At 45.2% G+C, this 22,754-nt stretch carries 19 protein-coding genes; 4 read left to right on the top strand and 15 right to left on the bottom strand.

Annotated features, from left to right (window positions below; genetic code table 11):
- Nucleotides 1-19 precede the first annotated feature (19 nt).
- From ACY2IG_RS02240 to ACY2IG_RS02210, 7 genes are all read right to left on the bottom strand, one after another.
- Entirely contained in the window at nucleotides 20-1,330 is a 1,311-nt protein-coding gene (locus ACY2IG_RS02240) for an ABC transporter substrate-binding protein (protein ID WP_056063835.1), read from the bottom strand.
- A 29-nt stretch (nucleotides 1,331-1,359) separates the two neighbouring features.
- The gene (locus tag ACY2IG_RS02235) at nucleotides 1,360-1,842 is read right to left on the bottom strand and encodes a hypothetical protein (RefSeq protein WP_035411111.1); all 483 of its coding nucleotides are present in this window, start codon (nucleotides 1,840-1,842) and stop codon (nucleotides 1,360-1,362) included.
- A gap of 222 nt (nucleotides 1,843-2,064) precedes the next feature.
- Nucleotides 2,065-3,225 (bottom strand): ROK family transcriptional regulator, encoded by a 1,161-nt coding sequence (locus ACY2IG_RS02230; protein WP_056063838.1) that lies wholly within the window; start codon nucleotides 3,223-3,225, stop codon nucleotides 2,065-2,067.
- 110 nt (nucleotides 3,226-3,335) lie between these two features.
- Nucleotides 3,336-4,040: a hypothetical protein gene (locus ACY2IG_RS02225; RefSeq protein ID WP_035411117.1), complete on the bottom strand. Its 705-nt coding sequence runs from the start codon at nucleotides 4,038-4,040 to the stop codon at nucleotides 3,336-3,338.
- 313 nt (nucleotides 4,041-4,353) lie between these two features.
- Complete coding sequence (locus tag ACY2IG_RS02220) at nucleotides 4,354-5,202, bottom strand: MBL fold metallo-hydrolase (protein WP_462618315.1); 849 nt, start codon at nucleotides 5,200-5,202, stop codon at nucleotides 4,354-4,356.
- An 84-nt stretch (nucleotides 5,203-5,286) separates the two neighbouring features.
- Nucleotides 5,287-7,953, bottom strand: coding sequence for an MMPL family transporter (locus ACY2IG_RS02215; RefSeq protein WP_462618314.1), 2,667 nt, complete (start codon nucleotides 7,951-7,953; stop codon nucleotides 5,287-5,289).
- Between the two features lie 31 nt (nucleotides 7,954-7,984).
- A complete protein-coding gene (locus ACY2IG_RS02210) occupies nucleotides 7,985-8,428 on the bottom strand; it encodes a MarR family winged helix-turn-helix transcriptional regulator (protein WP_035411126.1) in 444 nt (147 codons plus the stop codon).
- A gap of 134 nt (nucleotides 8,429-8,562) precedes the next feature.
- Here ACY2IG_RS02210 and ACY2IG_RS02205 point away from each other — a divergent pair, with 134 nt between their 5' ends.
- Nucleotides 8,563-8,754, top strand: coding sequence for a hypothetical protein (locus ACY2IG_RS02205; RefSeq protein ID WP_035411129.1), 192 nt, complete (start codon nucleotides 8,563-8,565; stop codon nucleotides 8,752-8,754).
- Between the two features lie 40 nt (nucleotides 8,755-8,794).
- Here the strand turns inward: ACY2IG_RS02205 and ACY2IG_RS02200 are convergent, their stop codons facing one another.
- From ACY2IG_RS02200 to ACY2IG_RS02190, 3 genes are all read right to left on the bottom strand, one after another.
- Nucleotides 8,795-9,244, bottom strand: coding sequence for a universal stress protein (locus ACY2IG_RS02200; RefSeq protein ID WP_462618313.1), 450 nt, complete (start codon nucleotides 9,242-9,244; stop codon nucleotides 8,795-8,797).
- Between the two features lie 28 nt (nucleotides 9,245-9,272).
- The gene (locus tag ACY2IG_RS02195) at nucleotides 9,273-9,722 is read right to left on the bottom strand and encodes a general stress protein (protein ID WP_035411135.1); all 450 of its coding nucleotides are present in this window, start codon (nucleotides 9,720-9,722) and stop codon (nucleotides 9,273-9,275) included.
- 64 nt (nucleotides 9,723-9,786) lie between these two features.
- Nucleotides 9,787-10,521 carry a hypothetical protein gene (locus tag ACY2IG_RS02190; protein ID WP_035411138.1) on the bottom strand — a complete coding sequence of 245 codons (735 nt, stop codon included), beginning with the start codon at nucleotides 10,519-10,521 and terminating at the stop codon, nucleotides 9,787-9,789.
- Nucleotides 10,522-10,644: 123 nt separating this feature from the next.
- On the opposite strand from ACY2IG_RS02190, the gene ACY2IG_RS02185 reads away from it, so the two are divergent.
- Nucleotides 10,645-11,283, top strand: coding sequence for a FusB/FusC family EF-G-binding protein (locus ACY2IG_RS02185; protein WP_035411141.1), 639 nt, complete (start codon nucleotides 10,645-10,647; stop codon nucleotides 11,281-11,283).
- 76 nt (nucleotides 11,284-11,359) lie between these two features.
- Here ACY2IG_RS02185 and ACY2IG_RS02180 read toward each other — a convergent pair whose 3' ends face one another.
- The 5 genes from ACY2IG_RS02180 to ACY2IG_RS02160 form a co-directional block, all read right to left on the bottom strand.
- Nucleotides 11,360-12,898 carry a diguanylate cyclase domain-containing protein gene (locus tag ACY2IG_RS02180; protein WP_462618312.1) on the bottom strand — a complete coding sequence of 513 codons (1,539 nt, stop codon included), beginning with the start codon at nucleotides 12,896-12,898 and terminating at the stop codon, nucleotides 11,360-11,362.
- Between the two features lie 199 nt (nucleotides 12,899-13,097).
- On the bottom strand, nucleotides 13,098-15,668 hold the full coding sequence (locus ACY2IG_RS02175; RefSeq protein ID WP_462618311.1) for a HAMP domain-containing sensor histidine kinase: 2,571 nt from the start codon (nucleotides 15,666-15,668) through the stop codon (nucleotides 13,098-13,100).
- 145 nt (nucleotides 15,669-15,813) lie between these two features.
- Nucleotides 15,814-18,714 carry a S8 family peptidase gene (locus tag ACY2IG_RS02170; RefSeq protein ID WP_462618310.1) on the bottom strand — a complete coding sequence of 967 codons (2,901 nt, stop codon included), beginning with the start codon at nucleotides 18,712-18,714 and terminating at the stop codon, nucleotides 15,814-15,816.
- 143 nt (nucleotides 18,715-18,857) lie between these two features.
- Nucleotides 18,858-19,958, bottom strand: a complete 1,101-nt coding sequence (gene msrB, locus ACY2IG_RS02165) for a peptide-methionine (R)-S-oxide reductase MsrB (protein ID WP_329469962.1) — start codon at nucleotides 19,956-19,958, stop codon at nucleotides 18,858-18,860.
- A gap of 207 nt (nucleotides 19,959-20,165) precedes the next feature.
- Entirely contained in the window at nucleotides 20,166-21,023 is an 858-nt protein-coding gene (locus tag ACY2IG_RS02160) for a YihY/virulence factor BrkB family protein (RefSeq protein WP_035411153.1), read from the bottom strand.
- A 253-nt stretch (nucleotides 21,024-21,276) separates the two neighbouring features.
- On the opposite strand from ACY2IG_RS02160, the gene ACY2IG_RS02155 reads away from it, so the two are divergent.
- Both ACY2IG_RS02155 and ACY2IG_RS02150 read left to right on the top strand, forming a co-directional pair.
- Nucleotides 21,277-22,305 (top strand): nitric oxide synthase oxygenase, encoded by a 1,029-nt coding sequence (locus ACY2IG_RS02155; RefSeq protein ID WP_462618710.1) that lies wholly within the window; start codon nucleotides 21,277-21,279, stop codon nucleotides 22,303-22,305.
- Nucleotides 22,302-22,748: an NUDIX hydrolase gene (locus tag ACY2IG_RS02150; protein WP_290755854.1), complete on the top strand. Its 447-nt coding sequence runs from the start codon at nucleotides 22,302-22,304 to the stop codon at nucleotides 22,746-22,748. The genes ACY2IG_RS02155 and ACY2IG_RS02150 overlap by 4 nt, the downstream gene beginning before the upstream one ends.
- Nucleotides 22,749-22,754 lie beyond the last annotated feature (6 nt).

Below are 22,754 nucleotides of genomic sequence, written 5' to 3'. Positions count from 1 at the left end.
ACCACTTCACTGTCGAGTCTTATTTCGCTGATTGATCCGCTGCGTCTTGAACGCGTTGTAATGATTCTTTCGGATCTTGTCCTGTCGCGATGTTTTGAAGTTCCTTACCGAGGATATCGTTTAATTTCGTATCTCGGATACCACGGCTAGCAACCGCTTTTGCTAATGTGTCGTTTAACATCTTGTACGATTCTTTTTCGCCTTCAGATGTGAAGGCAGCGTCTGAATCGACTTTGACATCCTTGATACCAGGTGCCATTTCAAACTCACCCATGTAGACTTCTTGTCCTTTTCCTTGACTCATGAAGGCGATGAACTCTGCTGCACCTTCTTGTTGTTTCGACTCTTTATTGACACCAAGTGCCATATCGATCGATGCGATGACCGGTTGCTCTGTTCCACCTACTAAGTTCGGGAGTGGAACGAATCCGAGTTCATCTTTGATTTTCCATTTGTCTTTTTTCTCAGCTGTTGTCATCGAGTGTGCTTCCCATGAACCGATGACCCACATCGCTGCTTTTTTATCAAAGAATTGGTTCATCCCGTCATTGTATGTCGCTAGACCAAGCGCTCCTTCTTGGAAAACTTTATCTTTGAAGAGATCTTGCCAGACTTGTGCTGTTTTAACCATTTCGTCGTCTGTCCATTTTGCTTGACCCGAGAGGACTTTTTGAATGTAACCTGGTGCGACCTGGTGGCTGAGGACGTTGTAGACATCGATGTCAATCCATGCATCTTTTGCTCCGAGCATGAGTGGGATGACTTTATCGCCTGAGTCTTTAATCTTCTTGACTGCGCTGACTGTTTCTTTGTAGTTCTTCGGTGGTGTCACACCGTATTTATCAAGCATCGTCTTGTTGTACATCAAGTACGCTTGACCTGTGAAACCAATTGGAACTGCATATTGTTTGCCGTCAATCGTTGTTTGTTCGATTCCGAGCTCAACGAACTTATCTTTCCATCCTTTACCTGCTGCTTTATCCATGTACGAATCGACCGGTACGACGCGATCCTTGTACTGCTGAATCATCGGTTCTTTCAGACCGATGATGTCTGGGCCTTTACCTGACAGCATCGCGACCTGTAATTGTTTTTCGTAGTCTTCACTGTATCGTTTGAATTGAACGACGTATTTATCTTGTGATTTATTGAAAGCATCAACGACAGTTTTCCCCGCTTCTGGTTGCGGTGCCCAGCCCCACCATGTGACGATCGTCTTACCGTCTTTTGTTTTCGTTTGTTGCTCGTCTTCGCCACCACAAGCGGCGAGGAATGCGGATAATGTTAGGACTGATGCTGCAGCAACAAGTTTCGTTTTTTTGAATTTCATGTAAGAGCTCCCCTTTTATGTGTAAGTAGTCAAGCGTATCGTCTAGCGTGTTCCCCTTCGATTAGTGCTTGTCGGCACCATTCTTCGATCACCTTCGTCTGAATCGGCATTCCCTGTAGCTGAATCAATACACGGGCGATCAATCGAAGACGGTATGCCAGCGTATCGACGTCCGGTCGGACGAAGAGATATAACTCTCCACCCAGCGTCAAACAACCGGCAGAGCGCATGTGTTGCATGAGTGCGCGTAATTCAATGTATCCGCTCTCATTTTTTCGAATGTGTAGCTCGGATGAACGGATCGTCAGGACCCCTTGTACCGATGACATCCGGAATTGAAACACACCGTCACGTCGTGGTCGGACGAGCACGATATCCTGCTCGTCTGTCGGGACATCGCCTGGACCCTGTTCTGTCATCTGTTGCGTTGACCGATGAAAATAAAAACCGCGGATTGCTCCGTAACGCCCGAAAGCTTCACGGTACGAAACCCATGGATCGTGTGGTTCCATTGCGCGATGCCTCCCTTTCCTGCTTCAGCTTGATTAGCCCCTGCTAACCTGCATCCACCTCCACTTAGTTGACCATGAACTTAGTAAATTAAATTTATTATCTAACTTTATATCGACTATAGCACATTGGTTTTTAACTTGTAAACGGTTTCAATAAATTATTTTTTGAATAACAAAACCGATTCCGTGTCTTGCTAGTTTGCAAGACACGGAATCGGTTCATTAAATCGTTTGAAATAAACTATTTGTCGCAAGGGCAGCCGCACTGAGTGCTCCTTGTTTTTCACCCCACGGAACCATCTTGACATCGGTTTCACGTGAAGCAGCGGTCAACGCCGTGTGCTCGACCCGTTCCTTGATTTGATCAACGATCGTGGGTGCGAGCTCAAACATCGGTCCCCCAAGTAAAATCCGGCGTGGATTCAGGAGATGAATCGTATTCAAGACACCGATTCCGATATATTCCCCCGCCCGTTCATATGTACGAACTGCTTGTTCATCGCGTTCGTTTAACCGTTTGCGCAAATCAGCAATCGTCATGACTTGCGGATCCACGACAGCATAATCCCGTAACAATGCTTTTTCGCCTGCTAATGCTTCTAGGCATCCTCTGTTCCCACACGAACAAATCGGTCCATCGAGATCAAGACGCATATGTCCGACCTCTCCCGTAATATGATGTTGTCCGTCGACAAGCTGTCCATCGAGCACATAAGCACCCCCGATGCCTTCCCCGGCATAGAGATAAAAGAATTGTTCGACCCCAACACCTTCACCGAATAATAGCTCAAACGAAGCGAGTGCTCGAACATCGTTTTCGATGAAGACAGGATAGTCAAAGCGTGCTTCAAGTTGTACCTTCAACTCAACGTCATGCAGGTGGAAACGTGGTGCAAACAAGATGACACCTGTCTCCGGATTGACCATCCCGTGGACGGAGATCCCGATACCGTGAATCGTTCCCCGTCCTTGTGTCTGTGCAATCAAGGTCTCGCATAATCGACCAATCGCTTCAATCAATTCTTCATTCGTCTCAAAACGTCCCACGGCTTCGGACTCATGAATCGTATTACCACTTAAATCCGCGACGACTCCGATGAATTGGTGACTTGTCGCATCGATGCCGATGACGTATTGCTCTGTTGCGACGAGTTCGAGCATGATCGGTTTTCGTCCCCCATTTGATATCCCAAGCTCTCGCTCCGTCACGAGTTGTTCTGCAATCAATTCACTGACGATGTTCGATACCGTCGGCTTCGTTAAGTTCGTCCGTTGTGCTAACTCAACCCGCGAAATCGGTTGATGCATCCGAATCAGTCGCAAGACGAGTGCCCGATTATAGGAACGCATCCATTTAGAATTACGCGGTGTTTCTTTCGCCATGTCCCCATCAACCCCTTTGGTCTGTCTCTTTACTATCTTCGCATATTTTGTAAGGGATTTCACGGTCTCACTTAAAAACCGTTCATCTGCTGAACGGTTTTTGTGCACTTTCATGCTTCGTCATATGGTTGTTCTAAAATCAGGACGCGTGAACCGTCCGGATTCTCGGTCAGTTCGATCTCAACGATTGCCTGACCGACGAGCAAAACGATTGGTAGAGAGGGATCATTCTCGCGAAAGAAACCGATTTTTCCATGGTGTGCGTCCATATAGTCCGCATATAAAAACGTTCCATTGACGTGCAGCTCATCCTTCATTCGATTGAACGACAAGCGCGGGACACCATACCAGGCTTCCCCGTTCAAATAAAGCAAGGGACGCTCGCCGACCGATTCATTCGTCGCCCGCCGGACCTCGATTGCTCCCGTCGTATCGTAATACAATCGATCTTGACCACGTGTCGCGATGACGATCGGATGTTTCTGATACAAGACGACTTCTAAAATTTCATCCGCTTGTTCGACGAAATAACCAGTCTCATCCGACTGGGCAAAACTAATCGTATACAACTGCATCCAGGAAACGATATCCGTCACTTGAACCGGTTTATGAAAAAGCGCAGAAACAAGTAGTGTTTCTTCCGGGGTGACAAACAGATTGACGGAGATATCCGCTAAGCGGATCGTCCGGATTTGTGTCGAAGGATACGTATGGTCATAACTCGGTACAAGCATCGCTTCATAGTGATCATCCTTTTCGACCAATTCAATCGATGGCATGCGTCGATCAAAATCCGCAATTTGAATTCGTTTCATCCGACATCTCCTCTCACTTTCACTAACAGTCTCACGCAAGTTATTACCCAATATCTGGTTTTCGTGCACTCCCCTGAATTCAAAAAATCGGAACGCATGCGTTCCGATCATTGTACGTACAGATCATATAGTAGATATAGAATGCCTCCAACGATAACCAAAAATGAAAAGATGCCCGCTTTTCCAAAAAAAACGCGATCGATGGTTTCATCCCGTTCGAATTTTGGCTTTGTCATATAGTACCGCTCCCTTTAACAAGCTCGTAGTACTTTTTTATTTCGACGCCCTCCGTTTTATCCCTTGTTACGATCTGTCATTTCACTCCATTTGCAAAATAAATCAATGTTTCGGTTTCGTCTTCCGTCAACGATCGTCCTGTCTCTTCTGCATATAAAGTCCGCATATCCTTCAGTCGTCCTCCGGTCGCTTCCGTTACACGAATGGCTCGACGCAACATGTTGACCTCTTCTTCAAATTCAGACTTCGGCATCGCTTCTCCATGCGACCAGACATAATAATCGGCTTCTAAACGATCGATTGTTGCGAGTAAGCGCTTCGTCCGTTCGACCGTATAATTCCACTTCGATGAAAAGATATCCGCATACATCGCGTCTCCTAAGAACACGACGCGTTCTTCCGGAATGTAGACGAGTAGGCTACCAGGAGAATGATCATTTTCGACTTCAATCAGTTGGCACTGCACGCCACCTAAGTCAATTTCCAATTGTCCAGTAAAGCCAATCGTCGGTAAGACGACTTCAATATCGCGTGTCGTACCAAACTCGAGCTTGATCGCATCCGCACAAAACGGAATCTCGATCCCTTGATCCATTCGTTCTTGTAACGCTGCATCCGTCCAAGCGTATGGTTGAATCTCTTTCATGCGGGTGATTGTTTGCTGTGTTGCCATCGATGGCAGACGGAGATGTTTCATCCCAAAAATATGATCCCAGTGCCAGTGGGTCAGGGCCAATAAGTCAGGTGATCCAAGATTGTGTTTTTTCATTTCTTCTAAAAACAAAGCGGCATGGGCTGACGAGTTTCCGGCGTCAATCATCAATTGATGCTTCTCCCCACGCACGACGGCGAGAATCGGGCGATCCGTCTCGCTGACCGGTGTCTGATACCAAATCCGTGAAGTCAGTTGTTTGAAGTATTGCATGTTCTACCTCCTTATACTCTGCTCTTAGTATACGTCATGAAAAAACCGGATTCATCTAGAAGACGAATCCGGTTTGATTAGTTCTTATTTTTTGGCATTTGATCGAAACGGCCACCAGACCCCTTTACCAAACGAAACTGTAATCGCTGGAATCAAGAGTGGTAAGACGATTAATCCATACAAAAGTAGACCTGTGATGACGATCGTCGCGATTTGAACGAGACTCAAGACACCAGACGGCATCATCGCTCCGAAGGTTCCTGCAAGAATGATCGCTGCCGTGATGATGACAGATCCCATCTTTTTCATCGACAGGAACATCGCTTCCTTCGTATCGAGTCCCTTGATCGTCTCTTCGCGGAAACGATCGAGTAGGAAGATCGAATAATCGATACCAAGGGCAATCAACATGACGAATCCGAAGAACGGAACAGCCCAACTGATGCCGTCATATCCAAGACCGTTGACGAAGATCAGCTCAGCGATCGACATCGACGTATAATACGTCAGCAATAACGAACCAATCATGAACAATGGCATGATCAACGAACGGAACATGATCGCTAAAATCACAAAGAGACTGATCAACATGACGGTCACTGTTCGTTTGAAATCGGCTTTCGACGTATCATTCAAGTCACTGTTGACGCTTGAAATCCCGCCATATGCGACAGTGCTGTCTTCAAACGGTGTCCCTTTAATCGTATTCGCTGTCGTCTTTTTGATTGCAGCGACGGTTTGAATCGCTTCTGGTGAATACGGATCATCTTCGAGGATGACTTCAAACTTCAATCCGGTTTGCTGATCAATCGCGTAACGGTCAATTGCTGGTTTAAAGGCCTTGTCCGATAACGTATCTTTTGGTACGAACACACCTGTCCCACGGATCGATGTCGCTTGTCCCATCTCGGTTAACAAATTCGAGATGTCATCTAGACCATTACTAATTTTCGCAAGCCCTGTGTTTGCTTGACCAACACCATCCGCAAGTTGTGTCAGCCCACTTCCAAGTTGACCGGCTTGTGCTCCTTGTGAGGCTATTCCACTTGCTGCTTGACTGATGCCAGATTGAACTTGGCTCAATTGACCAGACAAGGCATTTAATGTCCCAATGGTTTGCGGGATATTTTGAGTCGATTGCAGACCTTGACCGACGAGCGTCAACTGTTGGTTGATCTGTCCAAGTCCGTCTGCTGCTTGTTGCAACTGACTTGCTCCTGCTGAAGCCGAGTCTCCTGCCGGTAGTTGTCCTGTAATACCGTTGAGATTGTCTTCAACTGTCGTCAGACCAGACTGAACGTCCGTAAGACCAGCGGTTGCTTTCTTCATGCCGGAAGCAACTTGTTTTAATTGACGATCGACGTAGAAGTCATTAATGATTTCGCCTGTCGGACGAGAAATCGAACGAACCGATTTGACCCCGTCGATTTTCACGAGCTCACGACTCAACTGTTCCGCATAAGGAACTGTCTTTTCTGTAATCAAATCTTTGTCGCTCTTAAGAATGACATTGACCGGGAGCGACTCACCTGCTCCAAATCCATCCGAGATCGCATTCAGTCCTTTGACCGTATCATACTTCGCACCAATCTCATCGACAGTATTAAACGAGAGGTCATCATCGTACGTAAAGAGTGTCGGGACCGTGACGATCGCAACGATGATCATCGCAAGTAAAGGACGACGGATCGATAACCCACCATAATGTGACCACAGTTTGCTATCTTGGTGACTCGCTGCCTTCTTTGACGGCCAGAATAGTTTTTCTTTGAGTGTCGCCATGAAGAAGGGGACAAGTGTAAATAAGACGAGTAAGAGGACGGCAATCCCGACCGCAACAGCGACCGATGATTTGAAGATTGGGAAGTCCGCAAACCCAATCGCTGAGAAACCGACAAGAACAGCAAGACCACTGATTAGTAACGTACGCCCTGCTGTCTTATACGTGTTGACGATCGCTGTCTCGACATCGTGTCCTGCCGTCAATTCTTCCTTATACCGGCTCAGTAGCAAGATACAGTAATCCGTCCCAATCCCAAACAGGATGGCAACGAGGAAGATTTGCGTATAGTTCGATACCGGGAATCCGAACCAGTCGACGAAAAAGGCGACGAGTGATTGGCTGATCAGGTACGTAAAGCCCACTGCCACAAGTGGTACGAACGGTGTGACGATGGAACGGAAGACGAGCAGAAGTAGTCCGAAAATCAACCCGACGGTAATCAGTTCCGTCCGCTTCAACCCTTCTTGTGAGCTTGTATTGACGTCATCGTTGATTAACGCTTCACCCGTTAGATAAATCGTTTGATCCTTTGGCAAGAGATCTGTCCGAATTTGTTTTGCCAGTTTGACGATTTCTTCTTGCGAACCGTCGACCGTGATTGGAACAAGGACTGTCTTTTGATCTTTTGAGACGAGCTGTCCTTCCGTCTCTTTGTTTTCAAACGGATTCAGCACATCCGTGACCGGACGATCGAGTGCTTCTAAATCTTTAACGATTTTCCCAATCGACTTTCGATCAGCATCGCTGACTTTGTCTTTGAGCGGAATAACAAGAGAGATCGTTTCTTCACTTGCTCCCGCTTTTTCTAAAATATCTGCTGCCCGCTGTGAGTCAGCGTTATTCGCAAGCTGAATCGCCCCTGCGTCCTCTGCTTGTTTTGCCAAGTTTGGTGCCGTAAATAGTAAAGCTACTGTGACGATGAGCAATAATGCAAGAATTGCCCAGCGCCATTTGACGATTTGTCGCATGTCTGATTCTCCTCTTCCTTCTATTCTGTCTTTAGACGTTCAACTGCAGAATCTCTTTGATTTTCTTAAAGGTTTCGATGAACTGGATGATTTCTTCTTCCTCGACCTTTCCTTCAATCAAACTTTCGAGATACGTATAGATTTCTTGCTCCGCCTCTGTCGCAACCAATCGTCCTGCTTCGGTCAACGAGATGTACTTCGTTCGGTGATCATCTTCTCGGCGTTCGACGATGACAAGTCCTTTTTCCGTCAACTTTTTCAGCCGATTGGAAATGGCGCTTTTATGTACGCCCTGTACTGCCGCGAGACGCCCCGATGAGATTGGTCCGTATTTTCCAACGAGCTTCAACACATGGAGTTGTTCCGGTGAATACATTTGCCAAACAGGCGCTTCGACTGACTTCAGCACACGTTCAGTTCCATGGATCATGACTTCTTCGAACAGGAGGACTGCTTCACGTAAATTATCTTTCATTTTTAGTTTACCCCCTAAACTTATGAAGTTAGTTTAGCCCCTCAACTAGTACGTTGTCAACTTTAAACTGTCACAACTCACCACTGCAGAACATGACCATTTTCTGTATGATAAAAGAAGAGAGGAGCATGCTTATGTTGACTTTATTTTGGATCGCATTAGTCATTTGTCTCGTCGGACTCATCTTTACGTTGCGGATTGCTAAGCAACCAGCAGAAGAGCAGTACGATCACAAGACTTCGGCAAAAAATATGTCTTGGATGTATTTCATTTTTCTCCCGATCATTCTGATTTTATTAGGCATTTTCTATTACTTTCTAACGTGACATAAAACAGCACACATCAGCCGATGTGTGCTGTTTTATGTCACTTCAAGGTTTTCGGACGGACGATATAGATATCGCATTTTGCATAACGGGAAATGTTTTCAGAAACACTCCCAATCATGATTCGTTCCATCGCATTCATCCCGACTGCTCCGCAGACGATCAGACCCGCACCAACGCGTGGTGCGATGACCTTTGGAATCAGTGTTTTCGGAGAGCCATTTTCGATGATCAGCTCAACTGTCTCGACACCTGCTTCTCGTGCCCGCTTTTCGTAACGATCGAGCAATTCTTGTGCATATTCGGTAACGTTTTGATCAATGAAACGTTTATTGGCACGTACGTTAGCAAACGTCTGAATATCGATGACATGGGCGATGACGAGTTTAGCATGATCAAGTTTGGCAAATTTCACTGCCTTCTCAAATGCTAAATCTGCTGTCTCTGATCCGTCGATTGCTACCAAAATCGTATGATATTGGCTCTCCATCAAGATTCATCCTTTCCACACGACTCTCTTACAACATCCGATCATTTTCATTTTCAAGGGCACGGTTTTCGTGATCAAGTTTTCGTTCCGCTTCGATTCCCTCTGGCTCTGTTTCCAGAATACTTTTTGGTTCCGGCGCAGGACGAGAAGCCCCTGCTTCGTCTGCCAACAGGACATAATCGCCTTGCTGGACACGTAAGACGTGTTGCCGAATATCTGCCTCCGGCAATCCGAGTTCCGTAAAAGCAGTTTGAATTTCCTCAGCCGAAGCTGGTTTGCCTGTAAACCGCTCAAACAGCGTCCGTTTTCCAGAGACGAGTTGCGCCGCCGATTGCCCACGTAACATCGCCATATCAGTCTTGTCTTGCAACACGATATATAGATCCTCTTCTAGATAACCTGCAAAATGTAAATCCTCGATCTTACGAATTAAATCCGTTTCATTCTGATAGACACCAATCCATTGTTTTTTCCCCATGATGCACGCCTCCCCCTTTTATAACAGCTATATGGGATATACCCCAAATTCACCTAAAACATAACTAGGACGAAGAAGACTTAGGTGAATGCTGTCGAAAAAGACGTTGACGTTTCTGAAAGACGTAATAACATAGGAGTAAAACACACATTATGCCAATTCCCGCTACAATCTGTTGCAAGAGAATGAGACGTTCGTTAAACAATAGTCCAGCTAAATACCAGATGAGTGCGAGACCAAATACCCAATCTGAATGGATTGCGATGAACAGGAGTCCACCGATAACAGCTAGTGCGAGCGCACTCGTGCTCCATTGGCGTTCGGAAAGACTGAATAGAGAAGTGAACTGAAAATCCGATAAGATCCGAAATGGTAAAATCAATAGCATCGTACTGATCCAGGCAAGCAACACTGAAACTGGAGAGCGCATCCACGGCGAACGCCGGGGATGGTGTTGAATTTTCATATAGACTAAGCAAAGGCTGATGAAAGAAATCGTCGTCGAGACGAGTTCCCAAGGGGGGCCACTCATACTACTGATTCCAAGCGTCACGAGTGATAATGCAAGCCACCCTCCGATATCTTCAATCAGTTCTCGATCCGCAGGGAAGGCACGTACCGGTCGAATACACCAAATTAATAATGTCGTAAACACGACACCGGCAATGGCGTCAAAGAATGGTGCAGGAACAAGAGGTAACTTAAGAATGGTCATCGGCTGTTGCCAAACGACGCGTGCTAGCATTGCAAAGAGGAATGCTCCTACATTCATCAAGCGTAAAAATGTTAAATACTGCACGTCCCTTTTCACCTCCTCGTTCAGTCTGTTATTTAATTCCCGCTGTAGGAGTCCGAAAAACTAAAATGTCGCTTTGTTCTGTTGCCAAATTCCGGTACGATGAAAGGAAAAGGAGGAACGAGAATGGACGCATTTTTACTACCCCATCAATACAATTTCATTCGGAATCAAGTCGAGCTGCTGCAACATCAATTCGCAGCCGTTCATGACCCCGATGTTCGTGATGCTGTTCGGTACAGTGCCGCTGAAAAGATATTTGATCTATTGCCAGTACTTACACCGGAACAGGAAATCTTGTTGACGAACATTCGTGACGCTGAATCCGAACAGGATCTTCTCATGTATTTGACACGTGTGGAGCCGTTCGTCCAACCATTTCCGACCATCTCTGAATCACGAATCCGACAGCTCTTTAAAAAAACGAAAAAGCTACACGTTCCGCCACTTCACTCCTTTGAGTGGACACACACGACGTTTTTAAGCTGGAACGATACCGGAAATCGGAAAAAATATTTCGTCTATCCCTTGAATGGTGAATGGATTGGCGTAGAAGGTACCTATCTACCATCGATTCAAAAAGGGATTTGTGCGATTTGTCATACGTATAGTGATATTACACTCGTAACTGTCACGACACGCCGTTCGACTGAACAGCATCAAACGATTGGTCATTATATGTGTATCGATAGTGATGCTTGTAATCAAGCAGTGACCAAGCCGGACGTTATTGAAACGTTCTTAGCCCGTTCGCAAAAGAAATGATATACATCAAAAAACACGTTCGTATGACTGGTCCGTTTGGATCAGTATACGAGCGTGTTTTAGTATATGATTTCATTTATACCTTCGTCACCGTCGAATCATGCATATAAAATTGATTTTTCCCCCGACGTTTTGCTTCGTACATTGCAAGATCTGCCTGCTCGATCAAGTCCGATCGAGAGGCTGCATGTGTAGGATAAATCGCGCCCCCAATACTTGCCGTCACAGGAAGTGGAATGATGCCATGATGAAACGGCTGTTGAAACAAGGAAACCAGGTGTTCTCCACACTGCACGACTTCTGATTCTTGTTCAACGTCAAATAATAAGACGATGAATTCATCCCCACCCTGTCTCGAAATGACCGTATTAGGCGGTAGTTTCTTTTGTAAGCGTGCCGTGACGTCGATGATGAGCTGATCTCCGACACGATGTCCGTACGTATCATTAATCTCTTTGAAGTGATCGATATCGATAAAGAATAATCCGACTTGTCCTTCACTCGCTTCCGCTCGGTACAAGGCATCTTGAAACAATCGTGCAAACAGATACCGATTCGGTAACCCTGTTAAAGCATCGTGATACGCCATGTGCCGCATCTCTTCCATGGCAGATGCTAGTGCTTCCGTTCGTTCCTCTACCTTCGCCTCAAGGTTTTCACGCAGTCGTTGATTATCAACGACGATCCGAATTTGACGGGAAATTAATAACGGAATCGCAATCATCAGACCAATCGTCAAACCATTCCAACTGATTGTTTGCCGTGCCATCGTCACGAATAGAATTAACAAGAATACGTATGGCGTAATCAAACGCAAGACATCGATCCATTTCCGAGCGACATCAAAGCTGACGAATGATTCCTCAGCATCAAAACGATAAGCTGCTAATCCGACGATCATGACAGTCGCTAACCATAACGGATCGAGCCAACTCGAAGGGATGGGGTAATCAAATCGTTCTAGCACGACGTATAGAAGGTCGGCAAGTAACTGAAAATGAAAAGCGAGTAAAATTAATAACAACGAGCCACCATTGCCACGCTTCATCAAACCAAAAAACAAGACAATCATTCCACCGAGTAATAATAAATCGCCGATCGGATAACGGAGCCATAAAATCGTTTCGATCGTCAGCAGCGTATTCGCTTCTAAATACGGTGTCACTAAATAGTGCCATGAGAGCGACCCTGCAACGACTAGAATGATGAACTCATCGAATAAAAAAACACGCAAGTTGACCTCGCGTCGTCGATTGCGAAGAAAATAGCCAAAAGCGATCAAATAAATCAAGATTTGAAGACTGAAGATCAAGTCGATCCAGTCAAACGGTTCCGTTCGCGTTCGTCCTTGTAGAAAATATAGAAGCTGTCCACATTCGCCTAATCCAAGCATGGCGTTAGCGAACAATAAAAGAAGAAATAAACGATAGGTAAAAGGGCGTCTTGTCTGACGTCGTTGTGCCTGCCAAATCAAATAGAGGGAGATCATCACACCACCGATCGTGAACAGACTGTTGACGACTTGTCCGATAAATGTATCCGTTCCAACGCACGTCACCCAGCCGATATGAAAGAGTAACCAACCGATGACGACTCCCAACCATTTCTGATACATAACGAATCCCCCCCTTTCCTTTTTTAACCATAGTTCGTTTGTCCTATAGGTATATCGGTTCACGATTGCTGTTTATTCACTCTTTTTTTATTTTATTAAAAATATTTTTGACAAGATTACTCTTTTTAAACGTAAGCAAAAACCGTGTTCACACCTAAGCGGTTTGAACACGGTTTAACAGAAATACATCATGTTTTCTTTAACTAGAACGTCGATTCTCTTCTGTCGAATCGATCGATTCACTTAAACTGAGCGGTAAGACGATGATGAAGCGACTGCCTTTTCCGACTTCAGATTCGACGTGGATGACGCCTTCGTGTTCTTTGACGATTTCCTTACAAATTGATAAGCCGAGTCCCGTTCCACCGATTCGACGTGTATCGGAATTATCGACACGATAGAATTTATCAAATAAATGAGTAAATGCGTGGCGTGGAATCCCAATTCCTTCATCCTTCACTTCAATGATGGCTTGATCGTCTTTCGTATCAATCCAGACATCTACACGTCCACCATCCGGAGAATACTTGATTGCATTATTGATCAAGTTGCTCATCAGCTGTTTGATTCGGTCCTCATCTCCTAAGATGAACGGACGGTCCGGACTGAGCAATTGCAAATGAAGATCGTGTCGTTCACTTGAAGCGTCATACAGGGACATCACTTGTTCAGTTAGGCTGAGCAAATCAAGATGTGCCATTTGGTACAACTGTCCACCCGACTGCATCCGTTGAACGTCTAAGAAGTCCGTGACGAGGTTCGATAATCGTTCTGTCTCATTATGGATCGTCGCTAGATACTTCTGCTGTTTTGAGTCATCGATCTTTCGATTTAGCATCAACTCTGTAAAACCGTAAATCGATGAGAGCGGCGTTCGCAATTCATGTGACACAGTCGAGACAAGTTCTGTTTTTAGACGATCGGCTTCTGTTTCCCGGGTAATATCCCGTAAGACGAGAATGATTCCCTTCCATCCCCCGACGACATCAATGCGTTCCGCGTAGACTTCTAGATGCGCCGTATTGTTTCGAACATCAAATCGGACTTTGTCCGGTGAAATCTTACCGGAACGAATTAAATCCAGATACGTATTAAAGGCTTCAACATCATCCACCAACTGACGCATCACATCAATGACGTACTCACTCGAAGGTAACGTCCGATCTACTGTGAATTCCGTTTGAAGTTCTGGAATCAAGTCAAACAATGGACGGTTGACGTATAACTCTCCATTTCCATCCTCGAGATAAATGATCGCTTCTCGAATTGAGTCCAACACTTGCTCTGTCTTTTCTTTTTCCTGACGCATCCCTTCATAAGAACGCGTCCGTAGAAGTGAAAGCGTCATTTGTTGCGCAAACTCGCGAATATCCGTCAGCTGTTGTCCTTTATATGCAGATTTGTAGCGAACGAGATAGATGGCAGCAATCAATTCATGCGTTTCTGGATCTTGAACCGGAATCGTCACCTCATACGTACTAAAGGAATACGGATGCTCTTTTTCACGTGTAACGCGCTTCTCCGATTGAACGAATTCCATCTTGCGAACAGATCGATTGATGACGGACATCTCATCTTTCAGGAGATCTTTTAAATAGTCCATCGTCATGCCGTTTGTGGTTGCACCCATAAACTGCCCTTCTTCATAAAGCAATAGAGCACCGTACTCTGAAGAAGTGATATCGATCATCTTTTGAACGATTGCTGGATACGATTCGACAGTTTCGCGAACGGCAAGTGCCTCTGTTAGTTCACTACGTAATCGCAACTTTTCCTCATTCTTTTTCGTCGTTTGATACGCTTCTTCGAGTTCCTCTTGTTGCGCCTGTAACTCTTCTTGTTGCGCGAGCAATTCCTCACTTTGCGCTTGCAATTCTTCATTTTTACCTTGCATCGCATCCGTATGAGCATTCATCGTCACGACCATCCGATTAAAGGAAGCACGTAATAATCCGATTTCGTCTGGACGTTTTTCTGTCGTCTTATCGATTTCAATCGGTTCCTTGCGAGCAAGTTTTTGATTATCGTCTACTAATCGTAACAACTGCCGCGTCATCCGGCGAAGGAACGGGTGAACGAATAAGAGAATGAATGCGACGAGCACAACGATACTTGAGATCCAAATCCATTGTGATTTTGCAACTTCACTCCGCAATTCCCCGACAGCGGTTTCTTGCTGTTGACTTAAATTCGTCCGGTATTCGTCAAGCGCTGCAGATGCTTTTTCAATATCTGGTGTAATATCGATTGAACCGTCTGCGGTTGGCTTTAATCGTCCTTGTTCTACGAGACGTTTCGCGATTGGTAAGGAAAATAGACTGTCCCCTTGTAAAAAATCCTCGTTGATTCGATTCGCCTTTTTTTCATTGACGTAAGACTGGGTCAGCGGAAATAAGGCGTCATAGTACAGTTCATATAAATTCGTCATTTGTGCCGCAAATTCTTCTTCTTCATCCGTTTTTGCGTTTCGCATGAACCAATCGGTCTCACTTTTAATATCTGTTCGAAGTGCTTGAACCTCGTCAAACCGATCCTGGTCTCCAAAGATGACAAACCCTCGTAAACCGAACTGAACCGTTTGCCAATTGTCCCATAAATCGTTGGCTCGGCGATTTTGTTCACTGATCGTTTCTAAATTTTGTTTAGACGTTTCAATTCGCCCTTCCATGTAGTCATAGACAAAGAACGAAGTAATCGATACTACGATCAGTACCGCATAAAAAACCGTCAGCAACTGCCGACCGATTCGTCGCCGAATCCAATTCATCATGAATGTATCCTCCTCATCATTCATTGAATGATGCTTTTTCATTTGTTTCTTTTAATATAATAGAAACGCTTTCGAAGCAACAGCTAAGATGTACAAAAAAAGACCTTTTCTCGGAATGTACCCGAAAAAAGGTCTTTTTATACTCTTATTTTTTCGCTTTTTTCACTGTCACAGACGTTACAGGACTCACTTGTCCGCGTGTATTCTTAACGTAAACCGACAGTTTCGCCTTTGCTTTTTGCTTCGGAATTTTGACGGAATAGTTTCCTTTTGAAGAAACCGTTCCTTTTCCGATGACTTTTTTCTTCGCATCTTTTACGTAGACACTCAATTTCTTTTCAGCTGTTCCGGTTACTTTCGTTTGACCGGCATAGACCGATTTCACTTTTGGTGCCTTTGGTGCTGGTAAGACTTTTACGATCGTCGGTTTACTTGTTCGTTTTGCAATATCCGTCACCGTAACGATCAAGCTTGAACCACCAACTTGCTTTGGTAACTTCGCGCTAAACTTACCTTTTGCATCGACTTTCGCTGTTGCAATTTTCTTTCGTTTCGCATCTTTGACTGTAATCGTACCGCCCGCAAGAGCTGTACCTGTCATTTTTGTCGCACCGGCAAGAACTGGTTTCACTTTTGGAGCTTTTGGTGCTTTTCCAGGAAGGACTTCTGTCCGTTCCGATGTGACGTCTAATCCATTCGCATAGCGAACCGTCAGAACTGTTTTTTGGTTTTGACGCGGAATCTTGACGCTGTATTTTCCTGCTTGAGCCGTTGTTGCAGCTAACTTTTTATTCGTTGTTGTTTCTTTACCATTCTTATCTTTTGTTACGACCGTTGCCCAAACTTCAACTTTCGTCCCTGTCTTAACTGCTCCAGAAACAACTAGTTGGTTATCGTAGACATCATTGACGTTCCCGTTCAAGTTCAACTGGGAGATCGCACGTGGAATACTAACTTTCCCGTAGCCAGCGACTGGACTGACGTAAGCTGGGAACTCAGGCTCGATTTTCTCACCATCTTCGTCCTCATCTTCAAATTCATACCAGTCATTCGGATTTTCAAACGCAAGCGGTTCTGCACTCTTACGCAAGATTTGTTCGATTTGCGCTGGTGTCAGTTTCGAATTTAGTGATTTCAAGATACCCGCTACTGCGGCAACATGTGGCGAAGCCATACTTGTTCCATCCATGTACACCGTGTTACCGTCTGGAATCAAACTAGCCACTTTTGATCCTGGCGCTACGACATCAAGTCCAACACCATAGTTTGAATAATCCGCGACCATTCCGAGAGGGTTCGTCGCTCCGACAGAAATCGCGTATTCCGAGTTCGCTGGGTAACCGACCATCATGTCGTAGTCATTTCCTGAAGCAGCTACGACCGTAACACCATGATCTGCTGCATATTTCATCATATAAGCCATCGTCCGGCTCTCACCGCCACCAAGACTCATATTGATGACTTTTGCATCATGATCAACTGCATATTTAATCCCGAGTGCGATGGCGTCTGTTTCCCCTTCACCGTTCGCATTCAAGACTTTAACCGGCAAGATTTGTGCCGATTGATGGATTCCCTGGATACCATAATCGTTGTTCATCGTTGCTGCGATGACACCTGCCACGTGTGTCCCGTGACCATTGTCATCAATTGCGTCCCCGTCTCCATTAACAGAAACGTAGTTCTTTTCGTTTGCGATATCAACTTTGCCTTGTAAGTCCTTCAAACGATAATCAACACCTGTATCGATGACTGCAATCTTAACAGGAGCTAATTTTTTCGTTTCAAAACGTTGTTGGAATGCTTCAAAGCCGATCCCAACGTTATCAAATTGCTCAAAAGCAGTCTTTTTATTGACGGCCCACTGGTAGTCGAAGTTGATATCACTTGTCGCACGGTACGTCTGAACTTTCTCAACGTACTCAACGGCTGAAGAACGATTGAGTGATTGTTTTAATGCTGCCGCTGATTGACCTTTAACAGTTGGATCTTCCGTCACGATGACGAAGTCTCCCGCATTGCCAAGGGATAAACGTTCTACATCATTTGCCTGAACACCCGCAATCTTCATCGAGCGGTTCATCTTACCTGGTTTTAATTTGACGATGTAACGTGTACTTTCTTTCCATTGGAGATCCATTTTAAGTGTTTTAAACGTTTTACTTAACGTTGTCCCACCCATCTTAGAAATATTCATATTTGTTGCATACTCATCAATTTCTTCGGCGATCACAGCAGGAGATGCGTCACGTGATAATTTATAAAGACGATCAATCGCTTCTTGATCTTCCGATTTGAGAGTATAGTCAACTCCACGTACAATAGATTCCATCGCTGGTTTCAATGTTTTTAAATCTTCGTATGCTTGTTGACGCTTATCTTTGTTAAATAAAAGTGTTTTGACGACATAAGGCGACGCTTTGTAGTAAAGCGATGTTAAAGCACGGCCTGCATCCGATTGGCTCAATACTTGCTTTTGGATTGAGTGCATGAGCGCAAGCATCGGTTTTTCTTCTTTTGTTTGTTTGAGCGCTTCTTCTGCCATACAGCTGATATCATTGATCGGTTCATACTCAACCGGCAATTTGACGTTGTTATACGTTAGTTTAGCGTGCGCTGCTTTTGTCGTCTTCCCTTCTTCGATGTTCGGGTAATATTCTACTTTGACATAATACGGTCCATCCCATGCGTATGGAACAGCTAGTTTTGTCGGTGTTTTTTCATTTGGCTCTGCTTCTGTCCGGTAACGATCAAACGTATCGTCTTCTGCAGCCATCGCTTCGCTCGGATAAGCTGTTACTTGAACAGGTTGATCCGTATCGATTGATAACTCGAAGTGAGAGGCAGTTTTTTCTACACCCGCTTCATGATTGACGCGGTACCAATATGTATTTTTTTCTTCCGTTCCTGTTTCAAGCGTCGTCTCTTGACCTGCTTTCAAAAGCGTTGCTTTAGCAAGGGCAGTCTCCGCCTTTGCTGTCGTAGGTCCTACTCCAAGCGTCAAAATCAGACAGCTCAGCATGACCCAAATCATCAGTTTCTTCACAGATGTTCCTCCTTCAAAATGGACGTACTTTACCTTGATTATAAACAGGATATGGATAAAATGGATATTTATTTTATGGATGTATCTTACAATTTTGAAAGGAAAGGCACTCAATGCTCACACGCATTGAATGCCTTTAATGATTATTTAAAATCTGCTACATATTCGCTGTATCCTTCTTGTTTCAATTCCTCTTTCGGAATGAAACGTAAAGCAGCCGAGTTCATACAATACCGAAGTCCGGTCGGTTTCGGACCATCCGAGAAGACGTGTCCGAGGTGTGCATTCCCATGTCGACTCCGGACTTCCATCCGTTTCATGCCGATTGAGAAATCACTTTTCTCAATGATATTCCCCGGCTCAAGTGGTTTCGTAAAGCTTGGCCATCCTGTCTTCGAGTCATATTTATCGTTTGATGAAAACAGTGGTTCACCAGAAATGAGATCGACGTAGATCCCGTCTGCCTTTAAGTCATGATACGGATTATCAAATGCCGGCTCTGTCCCATCTTCTTGTGTCACCTCGTACTGGATTGCGGTTAGTTTCTTTTTAATTTCCGCGTCTGATAATTTTGGATACGTTGGAAGGTTAAGTTTTGGTTGATCGTTCCAGTAGCGATTGATAAAGTCATCGCGTCCAGAAGCTGCCCGATAAAACTTATATTTTTTCTCATTCGTTAAATAATAATCCTGATGGTATGCCTCCGCTTCGTAAAAAGGACCTGCTGCAATCAATGGTGTGACGATTTTTTCATCAAAAACCTTTTGTTTCTCTAAATCCTGTTTCGATTGCGTTGCAATTTCTTTTTGTGTTTCATTCGTGTAGAAAATCGCTGTCGTGTACGATTCCCCTTGGTCGACGAACTGACCGTTTGCATCTGTCGGGTCAATCTGACGCCAGTAGACATCGAGTAATTGTTTATATGAGATGACGTTTGGGTCAAACGTGATTAACACCGCTTCCCGATGCCCTGTCGTCTCCGCCGATACTTGATTGTATGTCGGATTTTCGACATCACCGCCCGTGTAACCGGAAATGACCGATTTAACTCCTTTTAACTCCTCAAACGGTGGCTCCATACACCAGAAGCATCCTCCAGCTAAGATTGCCGTCTCTTCCGGTTGATAACTCAATTTCTTACTACCACTTGATTTTGCCTGCTGTTGCTGGAACACGAAGTATCCCCCGACCATGACGACGATGAGACCAATGACGGATAAAACTGTCCACATTCGTTTCTTCATCTCCCTTCGCCTCCTTTATTTAGCTTACGTTACGTGACGTTTATTGGATGTTATTTTATTTAACTGTACCGCGCTGTTGCTGGCTTGTCGTAGCATGTGCTTAAATGAAGCACATTCATTTATCTCTTCCTATGATCCTACTAATATATATGTTTTTAATAAAAAGCAGCTGACACATCGTCAGCTGCTTTTGTGTGTTCAAAATGATTAACGCACGCTTTCTTCTTTGATTTTTTGCGGCTTCATGATTTTTGCTTCTTTTTTCTGACGCATGCGTTCCGCATTCATCAGTCCCCCTAACATCAAAACAACAGCCGATAAATAGAACCATGTCATCAAGACGATGATTCCGGCAAGCTGACCGTAAAGACGGTCGTAACTCCCAAATTCAGCGTAGTAAGAGAAGAATTCCGAAACGACTTGCCAAGCAATCGTCGCGAAAATTGCCCCGGGAAGTACCTGACGAACCGTCAAATGGACACTCGGTAAGATCCGATATAATAAAATGAAAAAGACAAGTAAGAACAATGTCCCGAGTCCCCAGCGGAATAAGAACCAAATCCATGAGTAGTTCGTTACGAAATCAGCAACGATTGAAAAATGATTGATGAAACGTCGTGTTAGTTTCTCTGAAATCGGAACAATCAATGAAATCGGTAAGATGATCATCATCCCGATTGTAAAGGCGAAGTCTTGCAACAGCCCGCGCCAAAACGGTGCTTTCCGTGTCACTTCGAGCGCATCATTTAGCGAGCGGACAAGTGACTGGACCGACATCGAAGCAAGCCAAAAAGCGGCGATGAAACTGATCGAGGCAAGCTTAAAGCCGCCTTGATCAAAGATTCCGACGACGTTCCGCTGAATCAAGTCGTACGTTTCTGCTGGAGCAAATGGTCGAATCAAATCCAGCACGTTTTCCGACGTAAACGGTAAGAACGAGACGATCCCAACCACAAATAATAAGAATGGGAATAAGGACAACATCAGATAATAGGCGAGCTGAGCCGATTTATCAAAAAAGGCTTCACCAAAAAAACGGGCAAATACAGGTTTGATTAAAGACATACAAATTTCCTCACTTTCAACTCATTCTCTACACTATCCCCCATTTCATAACTTCTTTAAACTTTTGGGAGTCTTTTGAACTTATAACAACCTTATACATCATTCAAGTTTGGCGCTTCGTTTCTTCGCGGGGTACACTAGGAACAGAGATTGTATCGTGCTTGTTTTTCAGAAAGGATTTCGATTCGTGGACCCATTCATTCAATCCGAAGCAGAACGCTTCTTTACTTCTTATATAGAGCAATACCCCGAAATGTCCGGACGTCAGCAAGAAGTCATCCGTTCGATTCAAATGACAGGAACATATGAACAGACGGCTTCCGAGCTCGCGTTCGGTGCTAAGCTCGCTTGGCGCAACAGTAACCGATGTGTGGGACGCCTCTTTTGGGAGCAACTTCATGTCTTTGACGCGCGGGATGCGTTGACCGTCGAAGCGGTCCGCGACGCGTTATTTGAGCATATCCAGTTCGCGACGAATGAAGGACGAATTCGCTCGACGATCACGATTTTTCATCCGACACGTGTGCGGCTGCATAATCACCAACTGATTCGCTACGCTGGTTATGAGACTGCAACAGGAATCATCGGCGATCCGGCTTCTGTCCAACTGACACGACAATGTGAAGCACTTGGCTGGACAGGGGCAAAAACACCGTTTGACATCCTTCCTCTCTTGATTGAACTCGATGGACAACGTAGTCTGCATCCGATTCCAGACGAGCTCGTGCTCGAAGTCAGCATCACACATCCTGACTATGACCTGTTTGATGGTCGCGAAGTCCGCTGGTATGCCGTACCGATGATTGCTGATATGCAGCTTGAGATTGGCGGTATTGTTTATCCGTGTGCCCCGTTCAACGGTTGGTATATGGGAACAGAAATCGGCGCTCGTAACCTCGCCGATACGGATCGTTACGATCTGTTGCCGCTCGTCGCGACGCAACTCGGTCTGAACACATCGCGTGAACGTTCACTCTGGAAAGACCGAGCGCTCGTCGAACTGAACGTCGCCGTACTCGAATCTTTTGAACGCGCTGGTGTTACGATCGTCGATCACCATACCGCTGCGAAACAGTTCGCTCGTTTCGAAAAAAATGAAGCGGCATGCGGTCGCGATGTCACCGGGGAATGGTCCTGGCTCGTACCACCGATGAGTGGTGCAACGACGCATATGTTCCATAAAGATTACGACCCAGAAATCAAACGACCGAACTTCTTTCCAAAACCAACACAGACAGCGCCTGTGACGGGTTGTCCGTTTCAACAAGGAGTATTGAAATGAATTATGTCGAACAGTTACGTCGAAAAATCGGTCACGATCCGGTCATTCTCGTCGGTTCCGTTGTCCTCGTCGTGCAACATGAACACATTCTGCTGGAACAACGGAACGAAGCACAAGCTCGCTTCGGTTTGCCAGGTGGATTAATGGAATGGGCGGAATCACCGGAAGAGACCGCTCGTCGGGAACTCCTCGAAGAGACTGGACTGGAAGTCGAACGATTGACGTTACTCGATGTCTACTCCGGTCCGCAATACGTGACGATTTTAGCGAACGGAGACGTCTTTCAAAGCGTCACTCTCGCCTATATCGGTGAACATCCGATCGGAACGTTAAAGCAAAGTGACGAAAGCATCAAACTTCAGTTCGTTTCGCTAGACGACTTACCCGATCACTTGGTCGGTTCTCACGCTCGAATGATTGAAGACTACAAAAAACGCCGCTGAAGGATA

The sequence above is a fragment of the Exiguobacterium sp. EF_C8 genome (genome assembly GCF_054956715.1).
The sequence above is the reverse complement of the archived record's forward strand: the minus strand, read 5'-3'. Positions and strand labels throughout refer to the sequence as shown.